The organism is Xylanivirga thermophila (assembly GCF_004138105.1).
Classification (GTDB): domain Bacteria; phylum Bacillota; class Clostridia; order Caldicoprobacterales; family Xylanivirgaceae; genus Xylanivirga; species Xylanivirga thermophila.
In genome coordinates, this window is the sequence record NZ_RXHQ01000011.1 from 76015 (window position 1) to 84939 (window position 8925).

At 35.0% G+C, this 8925-nt stretch carries 9 protein-coding genes; 3 read left to right on the top strand and 6 right to left on the bottom strand.

The features are described 5' to 3' along the window. Positions 1-107: 107 nt before the first annotated feature. From EJN67_RS07010 to ispD, 3 genes are all read right to left on the bottom strand, one after another. Positions 108-971: a DUF1002 domain-containing protein gene (locus EJN67_RS07010; RefSeq protein ID WP_129723634.1), complete on the bottom strand. Its 864-nt coding sequence runs from the start codon at positions 969-971 to the stop codon at positions 108-110. A gap of 66 nt (positions 972-1037) precedes the next feature. Beyond that, positions 1038-1505 carry a 2-C-methyl-D-erythritol 2,4-cyclodiphosphate synthase gene (gene ispF, locus EJN67_RS07015; protein WP_129723635.1) on the bottom strand — a complete coding sequence of 156 codons (468 nt, stop codon included), beginning with the start codon at positions 1503-1505 and terminating at the stop codon, positions 1038-1040. After that, entirely contained in the window at positions 1502-2200 is a 699-nt protein-coding gene (gene ispD, locus EJN67_RS07020; protein ID WP_129723636.1) for a 2-C-methyl-D-erythritol 4-phosphate cytidylyltransferase, read from the bottom strand. Before ispD ends, ispF begins: the two co-directional genes overlap by 4 nt. A 298-nt stretch (positions 2201-2498) precedes the next feature. Between ispD and EJN67_RS07025 the strand changes: the two genes are divergently transcribed. The 3 genes from EJN67_RS07025 (at position 2499) to EJN67_RS07035 (ending at position 5873) form a co-directional block, all read left to right on the top strand. Then, positions 2499-3467 (top strand): N(5)-(carboxyethyl)ornithine synthase, encoded by a 969-nt coding sequence (locus tag EJN67_RS07025; protein WP_129723637.1) that lies wholly within the window; start codon positions 2499-2501, stop codon positions 3465-3467. A gap of 393 nt (positions 3468-3860) precedes the next feature. Next, a complete protein-coding gene (locus EJN67_RS07030; RefSeq protein ID WP_129723638.1) occupies positions 3861-4853 on the top strand; it encodes an alpha/beta hydrolase in 993 nt (330 codons plus the stop codon). A gap of 6 nt (positions 4854-4859) precedes the next feature. After that, positions 4860-5873 carry an alpha/beta hydrolase gene (locus tag EJN67_RS07035; protein WP_243641250.1) on the top strand — a complete coding sequence of 338 codons (1014 nt, stop codon included), beginning with the start codon at positions 4860-4862 and terminating at the stop codon, positions 5871-5873. A gap of 9 nt (positions 5874-5882) precedes the next feature. On the opposite strand, the gene EJN67_RS07040 is transcribed toward EJN67_RS07035, so the two are convergent. The 3 genes from EJN67_RS07040 to EJN67_RS07050 form a co-directional block, all read right to left on the bottom strand. Then, complete coding sequence (locus EJN67_RS07040) at positions 5883-6743, bottom strand: HDOD domain-containing protein (protein ID WP_129723640.1); 861 nt, start codon at positions 6741-6743, stop codon at positions 5883-5885. Positions 6744-6862: 119 nt separating this feature from the next. Further along, complete coding sequence (locus EJN67_RS07045) at positions 6863-7960, bottom strand: PIN/TRAM domain-containing protein (protein ID WP_129723641.1); 1098 nt, start codon at positions 7958-7960, stop codon at positions 6863-6865. A gap of 125 nt (positions 7961-8085) precedes the next feature. Next, positions 8086-8565: a CarD family transcriptional regulator gene (locus tag EJN67_RS07050; RefSeq protein ID WP_129723642.1), complete on the bottom strand. Its 480-nt coding sequence runs from the start codon at positions 8563-8565 to the stop codon at positions 8086-8088. Positions 8566-8925: the final 360 nt, after the last annotated feature.

Genomic DNA, 8925 nt, shown 5'->3' on the forward strand with positions numbered 1-8925 from the left:
GCTCAATACCATCATAACAGTGGAAGGTTTGTTTTTAAACATGGTCGTTTTGGCGTTTATTGTTCATTTTTGGTTTATTACATAAATTGATTTTTATATATCACCTTTTAACTAAATAAGTCGCCTATTTTCTTGAAAAAACTTACTATGGCATCTAGAATCTTTTGAATCAGACCCTTGTTTTCTTCTACTGTACGCCTTACATCATCTAAGCTGGATGAGATCTTATCAAGCTGACTACTTATCTTGTCTATATTTAAGTCCAGCTGGCTTATCTTCTTCATTACTTCCATTATTTGATTTATCTGATCCTTATCAAGCTTTATATTGAGTTCTTTGGCTGCATTTTTTATTATAATAGTGATTTCACCTGGATCGGTTACCTTATCCTTTACCACCTTTTCCTTTACGTCTTTTATTAAAGCAGCCGCCTCATCTTTTCCTACCTCTTCCCCCAGCTCACCTGTTAACACCAACTCCTCACTGGCGGCTTTTTTAGCTTCATCACTTAGTTTTTTGCCTGTAGCTGTTTCAAAAGCCTTCATTATTCCAGTCAAAGCTGCTGTCCCTGATACCTTAAATGGAGCAGCTGCCATTACCTTTGCATCCTCTATGCCAGCAGTAGCCATGGCATTGGCGTACATCTCCTTGGTAACCCAATTTATGTTATATGTTTCAACCGATATACCTGCTCCTTTTCCCAAAGTCTCTATGTACACTGATGATATGGCTCTAGTACCTATCTTATCCTCCGATATTAAACCCTTTAAATACTCCCTCTCTTCATCATTACTAACTTCTATTATCCTTGCTTCATCTTTCGATACTCCAAATTTTTCGAGCATTTCGGTCATTTGTGAATCGTTCAAATTTGCGCCTAAACCTACAACCTTTTCCTGGTCAGCCAATGCTACGCTGCCAAACATCATCATGCAAAACGTCAATATAAATACAACAATCTTCTTTTTCATCGTGGAAACCCTCCTCTTCTTAAATTACATAGGGAATCATAATACCATACTTTTTATTGTTAAAAATCAAAAAATAATTGCTATGGCCTGGGCTGCCATACCTTGCCCTTGCCCCTCAAACCCAAGCCTTTCAGTAGTAGTAGCCTTTATGTTTATATCATCTTTATTCGCCATCAATGATTTTGCTATATTAGTTCGCATCTCATCTATATACGGTGAAAGCTTAGGCTGCTGAGCTATAATTACAGCATCTATATTACCCACTACATAACCCTTGCTACGCAATATATCTCCTGTCTTTTTCAAAAGCAATAGACTGCTAATATCTTTGTACCTTTCATCTGTGTCAGGAAAATGATGGCCTATATCTCCAAGGGTAGCTGCTCCCAATATCGCATCTATTATGGCATGCACTAGTACATCGGCATCTGAGTGGCCTAAAAGACCATATTTATAGGGTATCTCTACACCCCCTAGTATAAGAGGTCTGCCAAGTACCAGCTTATGCACATCATATCCTAGCCCTGCCCTCATAGCATATCACCTTTCAAAAAGGCTTCAGCTACAACCATATCTTCTTTTGTAGTTATTTTTATGTTTTTATAGCTGCCCATAACCATTTTAACTGGTATATCCAATCTCTCAACTAACATAGCATCATCGGTCCCATATATGCCATGCTTTTCTGCAAACTCATGTGCTCCCCTTATAACATCATATTTAAACGTCTGAGGAGTTTGCACATTCCACATTATATCCCTATACAGGGTGTCTATTACATATCCATCATCGTCAACTTCTTTTATGGTATCCTTTACAGGAACTCCCACAACGGCTGCTTCATCTTCTATAGCCGTATCTATTGTACGCTGTATCATATCCCCTGTTACAAATGGCCTTACACCATCATGTATAACCACTATATCCGTATCCAGACCTAAAGACATTATCCCCCTATATACAGACTCCTGCCTTTCACTACCACCCCGTATTACCATAATAGGCTTTTTAAAATGATACATAGAAAGTATATCGTTCTTTACATGATCCATATACTCTCCCATAGTAACTACCACAATCTTGTCTATATCTTCAACCTCGTCGAACTTCTCCAAAGTATGAACAAGTATTGGCTTATCCTTTAGATTTAAAAACTGCTTAGGCATATCAGCATCCATACGCTGTCCCTGTCCAGCAGCTACTATTATAGCCCGGACCTTATATCCCATCATATCCCCACCTTTCTCCCATAAGTATAACCAATATTTTGCTATTCCACAAGTACAAAAACTTGAGTTTCCGTAAAAATATATTGACATGCCAATATCTATAATTTTATTGATTACACGCCAAATTACCATTTTCTATTACTAGTGCAATGAAATATATACCATATTAAAGGAAAATCATAATCATTGTTACCTTTTTTTGCATTTTATGTGGAAATATGATATACTTTATATAAAATTCAGAATTTTCAAACAAAATAACTAGGATCCATTTAATCTTAATAGGAGGTTTTTTATAATGAAGAGTGTAGGATTTCCAATAAATGATAAAGAAAATGAAAAGAGACGGGCACTACTACCAAATCACCTTAAGCATGTCAAAAATAGAAAATATTTATATTTTGAAAAAGGTTATGGAAAAGTGTTGGGAATTAAGGATGAGGAATTTATAAAGGCGGGAGCTAATATCGTAGAAAAGAAAGATGTATTAAATAAAGATATTATATGTGATGCAAAGGCGGGAGATGCTAGCTATCTTGATAAATTATCAAATGGTCAAATCGTATTTGGATGGATACATGCATTAGAAAATAGTGATATAACAAAGAAATTTATTAAAAATAAGCTTACCGGCATAGCATGGGAGGAAATGTTTACGCAAGGCAGACATGTTTTTTGGAAGAATAACGAATTGGCAGGAATGGCTTCTGTATACCATGCATTTCTTTTATATGGAAAATTACCATGTGAAACAAAGGTTGCCATATTGGGAAGGGGAAATGTTGCAATGGGGGCTTACAGAATACTTACAACATTAGGTGCAGATATAACGATATATAACAAAAGTACGGAAAAACTTTTTAGAAAAGAAATAGGCAAATACGATGTTTTAGTTAATGGAATCTTATGGGATCCAAATCGAAAAGACCATATTATTTATCGAGAAGATCTAAAAAGAATGAAAGAAGGTTCTATGATAATAGATGTCAGTTGTGATGAGAATAGAGGCATAGAAACAAGCAAGGCAACTTCTATAGAAAATCCCGTATATTCAGTGGATGGTGTTTTACATTATGTTGTTGATCATACTCCGTCACTATTTTATAAATCTGCATCAAAAGTCATAAGCAGTGAAGTTTGTAAGTATCTAGATTATCTCATAGAAGGAAAATCTAAAGGGATTAAAACCTTAAATGATGCAATCATTATAGAAAATGGAAAAATTATTGATAACAAAATAAAAACAAACACGCCAAAAACTGCGTAAGAAGTAATTACTTATAGATAGACTGATCATATAAATATCCATTCTCTTTATACCGGTGGTATAGTCTAGCTATTTATGTACACCCTCTTATTAGTTGGTAAAATATCTTTACCAACCATATGGGTGCCTTTTTATTTGATCCAAATTTGAATAACCCGTAAATACAATAAAAACGATCATTTCTTCTGAAAATAAAGCCCAAATTCCTTTTTATAAAAATTATTTATGCCTATTTAAATGTTTTTATCCATTACAGATTAATGACATCATATAATTGACAAAAAAGCACATTACACTTGTAAATAATGGACTACATATTTATAGATTATACATTGAATATGTGAGATAATAATAGCATAATTAGATTCACAGCCCATAATTAAGGAGGAAATAATGAAGCGGGAGAAAATAGGAGAAAAGCGGAAAGAACTTAAAAAGTCGGTCTTCATTGTAAATAGGCTATATCTTTGGGTAATATTTCTATCCCTTAGTATAGCAGATCTAACTTTGGGGATGTTTTCCCTATTGGTTTATTTTTTTATCTATCTATTGCATATATTTACAAAAAAGCTTCCCATAGAAACGTCTGATGAATTTAGATATATAACCAAAGTATATAAAAGGATAGAAGATGATGAGTTAAAACTGGATATATGGTATCCCAATAATATTAAAGATGAATACCCTCTAGTTGTATTTGCTCACGGCGGTGGTTGGATCTCTGGATTTCGCAATCAGCCTAATAACATCTCATGGTGTAAATATTTAGCTTCAAAGGGTTTCGCCACTGCATCGATAGATTATAGATTTGGTATAAAAAATAACATGCAGGATATCCTTTCGGATTATAGTGATGCATTAATTTTTTTAAAAAATCATGCAAAAGAACTAAGGATTTGTCCCCAAAATATCATCCTTATGGGATTATCAGCAGGAGGACATTTATCCCTACTATATGCAGCATACTACTCATATAGGCAGGATAGGGAACATATGGAAGGCATACAAGGAGTAGTCGCATACTATGCCCCTTCCCATCTAGAAGACCTGCTATCTACCGAATCCAGATCCTTGTTTACTCGGTTTGCCACAGTTAAAACTATGAAAGGACATCCTAAAAAACAAGGTGCTGATTATAGATATTATTCACCTATTGAGTGGATATCCAAATATATGCCTCCAACACTGCTAGTACATGGCAAGGAAGATACTACCGTCCCTTTTTCATCTGCTACAAACCTCGCTAAAAAATTAAAAGAATATGCTGTATCTTATAGACTTTTAGTGCATCCTAGCGGTGAGCATTGTTTTGAAATGAGTTCTAAAGATTTTCAAACTGTACGTATATTAAATTCAACTATAAAATGGATGAAAGAAAGGATTTAATCGATAATGATAGATTTTTCTTATGAAAAACAAAATATAGAGGCCAGATCAGCATGTATGTTTAAAGGGAGGCATTATAGATGCTTTTATGTCACATTCCCTACCCTATACAAAAACCCAGCACTTGGAACTGAAACAGTACAACTCTATGATTTTAGGCCTAAGGAGAAAATCCGTGCATCTGTCATAATTCTCCATGGATTGGGTACTAAAAACATTGAGTTTTTGCTATGGATGGGTACTCATTTAGCATCTGCAGGTGTAAATGCAATAATGCCAGTACTCCCCGGTAATTTTACACGTGTAGAAGATGGACGAACCTTCGGCAGTCGATATCTATGGCCTGATTATAGTATTATGTACGATATATATCAACATGCCATAGTAGATATACGTTCTACAATAGACTATATGCAGCAGGAAGAACGCTGGATGGACAATAACTGTATGATGGGGTATTGCCTTGGCGGTATGCTAACTACAATAGTATCCTCAATGGATAAAAGGATCAATCAAAAGATATTGATGACAACAGGAGGGCATATCCCTCAAATATTATTTGAATCTAGCGCCGCCCGATTTGTTAGGCGAATGATTGCTCAAGGAGATGTAGAAGATAAAACTTTAAGCGATAAAAAAATGCTCTATGACCTATATAATTCACAGATGGAAACAGTTAAGAGCATGTCCCTTGAACAGCTTTTAACATCTAAAGAGATACATCCATTTTTCAGAGTAGATCCCCTATCCTATGTCCATTTGGTGGATAAATCAAAATTTTCTTTTATAGATGCACTGTTTGATAGAACATTATCCATTACTAGCCGCAAAACTCTATACAAAGAAATGGAGGGTGCAAAACGATATGTACTCCCCATATCACATGTAAGTTGGCTGCCCTTTGAATTTCTACTAGCCAAGTATATACTACATAAGGTAAATGTATATGATCGCAAGGCAGCAGCTAGAATACTGATTAAAGAAGTGGTACACGATCCATTGCAGGATGAAAAAAACTGATGGATACCATTATAAATGGTATCCATCATAGCTTTGTTCATCGCTTATCATATCAGAAATCTCTAGTATAATTTTCTCTATGCCTTCCTCTTCGCTTATGCCAAATCTTTCTAAGGCGGGAGTATATAATTCATATGCCATCCCATCTACACCTAAGCCAATGCCCAATGTCATAGTAATAGCATCTGATATATGGGTAATATATAGGCTATCTATATTTTCCACACCCCTTTGTGGATCGTGATGATATGCAATTGGCTCCATAAGTGCATATGGTAAATTCCACTTTTCGCACATCTTTGCTCCCAGCTGACAATGGTCAAAACCCAATATCTGCTGCTCAGCTTCTATAAAAGGCATATTATTTTGCTGTACCATTTTAATTACCTGATCATAATTCTCCTCCATGTAATAACTCATTATGACTTTACCTATATCATGTAAAAGGGCAGCTGTATAGATTTCATCAATATTCTTAACACTAAATTTTTTCCCGAGATATCGTGCTATTATAGCGCAGGTCTGAGAATGTTTCCATAGAGCTCCCTCAGGCATACCATAACCTGGCAATTTTTTGAATAGTACTTTCTTGACAGCAGCCGATATGGTAATGCTCTTAACCGTCTGAAATCCCAGCAATATGGTGGCTTCAGTAATCGTACTAATACGCCTTGGATATCCATAATACGCTGAATTAGCTAATCTAAGCACCCGGGCTGTCAAACTTTGATCCTTAATTATTACCGACTCAATATCCCTTGCTGTAGAATTTGGATCTTCAGTCAGTTCAATTACCCTGTTTACTATCTGAGGAAGAGCAGGAACATCTTGCACTCTGTCTATTACCTGTTCTAGCGATAACCTGGTCATGAAATTTGCCCCCTCCATTATATACTATATATCTAATATAAGTATATAATAGGGCGATATATAAGTATATAGACAAAATGCACTATTACCCCATATTTAAAAAATACTTGTTTTTTATTTTATACAACCTTATCCATTGCCTTAGGCTTTGCAAATATCATACGCCCAGCTGCCGTCTGCAATACACTGGTCACCATTACGCCAATAGTCTGTCCTACATGCTTTTTCCCACCATCTACTACTATCATGGTACCGTCATCTAAGTACGCCACTCCCTGCCCCATTTCCTTTCCGTCCTTTATAACCTGGACATACATCTCCTCCCCTGGCAATACTACCGGCTTCACTGCATTGGCCAATTCATTTATATTTAACACTGGGACACCTTGAAACTCTGCCACCTTATTTAAATTGTAATCGTTGGTTAGTACCTCCCCTTCCATTATCTGGGCCAATTTTAGAAGTTTTGAATCCACCTCCACTATATCATCAAAATCCTTTTCACATATTTCAACAGATATATCCAATTCTTTTTGCATACGGTTTAAGATATCCAGTCCTCGTCTCCCCCGATTCCTTTTTAAACTGTCTGATGCATCTGCTATATGGCGCAGTTCTTCTAATACAAACGCTGGTACTATCAATGGACCTTCTACAAATCCTGTTTTGCATATATCAAAAATTCTACCATCTATTATTACACTTGTATCTAAAATCTTTGGACGTACTTTAATCGATGTATTACCGCTTTTATCCCTGTGACCTCGTTTTATGCTGCCTAGTTTATTCAAATCATCTACTCGCTTTACAGATGTGCTTATGCCCAAATATCCGAACAATAAATAAAATATGGTTATTAATATACCTGAAAGCCAGTTAGGCTTAATATGACTCAAAGGAAAACTTATAAGAAACGCAATAACCAAACCTATTATAAGCCCCAATGCTCCATATACTATATTAAGAGTAGGGACTGGCTGAAGCCTGCTCTCTATCCATAAAGTAAACTTCAATATTCCATCTATAATTTTGGTTGACATACCAAATATCATAATTGCAAAACCAATTGAAGTTATGAAATATACAATAGCTTGCTGATAATCAGGCATAAACAAAATACCAAACTTTCCAAATACGGTATTTATAATCCAACCTATTCCTATACCTAAAACTGCGCCCAGTATAGTCAGAATGCCGCGTGCAATTTTTTGTATCACTTTTTCACCTCCCATTATTTTATTTTTGATTAATCTAAATACATTTTATATTATTAACATTATACCAGAATTTTATAAGGAATATATAGGATATGAGTAAAAAAATTAGCGTCTATTAAAGACGCCTAAGCAAGTGTGAGTTTTTCTACCAAGTCAGATACTTCTTCTTCATCCATTTCTTTACATAAAGCTATCTCACTTATTAAAATATGTTTTGCATTGTTTAAAAGTTTACGTTCTGCTGTAGATAGACCCCGTTCTTTATCTCGTATCATTAGGTTTCTTACTACATCAGCTACTTGAAATATATCTCCGCTTTTTATCTTCTCCATATTATATCTATATCTTCTATTCCAATTAGTAGGCATACTGGTTTGATCACCCTTCAATACACGGATAACACGATCAACCTCATCTTCTGTTATAACATCGCGAATGCCTATATCTTCTACATTTTTAACAGGTATAAGTACTCGCATACCTCCCAATGGGAATCTAAGCACATAATATTTTTGTATCTCACCTAATATCTCTTTATCTTCTATACCCTCTATTATGCAAGCACCATGCATAGGGTATACAACCTTGTCACCTATTGAGAACATGTAAGATTACTCCTTATTACTATATTTTTAATATTCACATTAATATTATAACATTTCCCCTGTTTTTTGTCAATAAATTTTATATTGTAGCACATCTACTATGCGCTGTCAATCAAAATTTATCTTGAGTTTCCGCAAAAAATTATGGGTTCGTTGTATAATTAAATGCAACACCAAAAAAATATAGAACCATAGCGAGAAAATCATGTATAATATTTTTAACCAAAAAAAAATAATACAGTGAGGTGCTCGCTATGGCTAATTCTAATTGTAACACAGGTACACGCAAATTTGAACATCTAAATTCATATGAACGTGGAATAATATGTGCTTTGCTAAATGAGGGGAAAAGTATTAGAT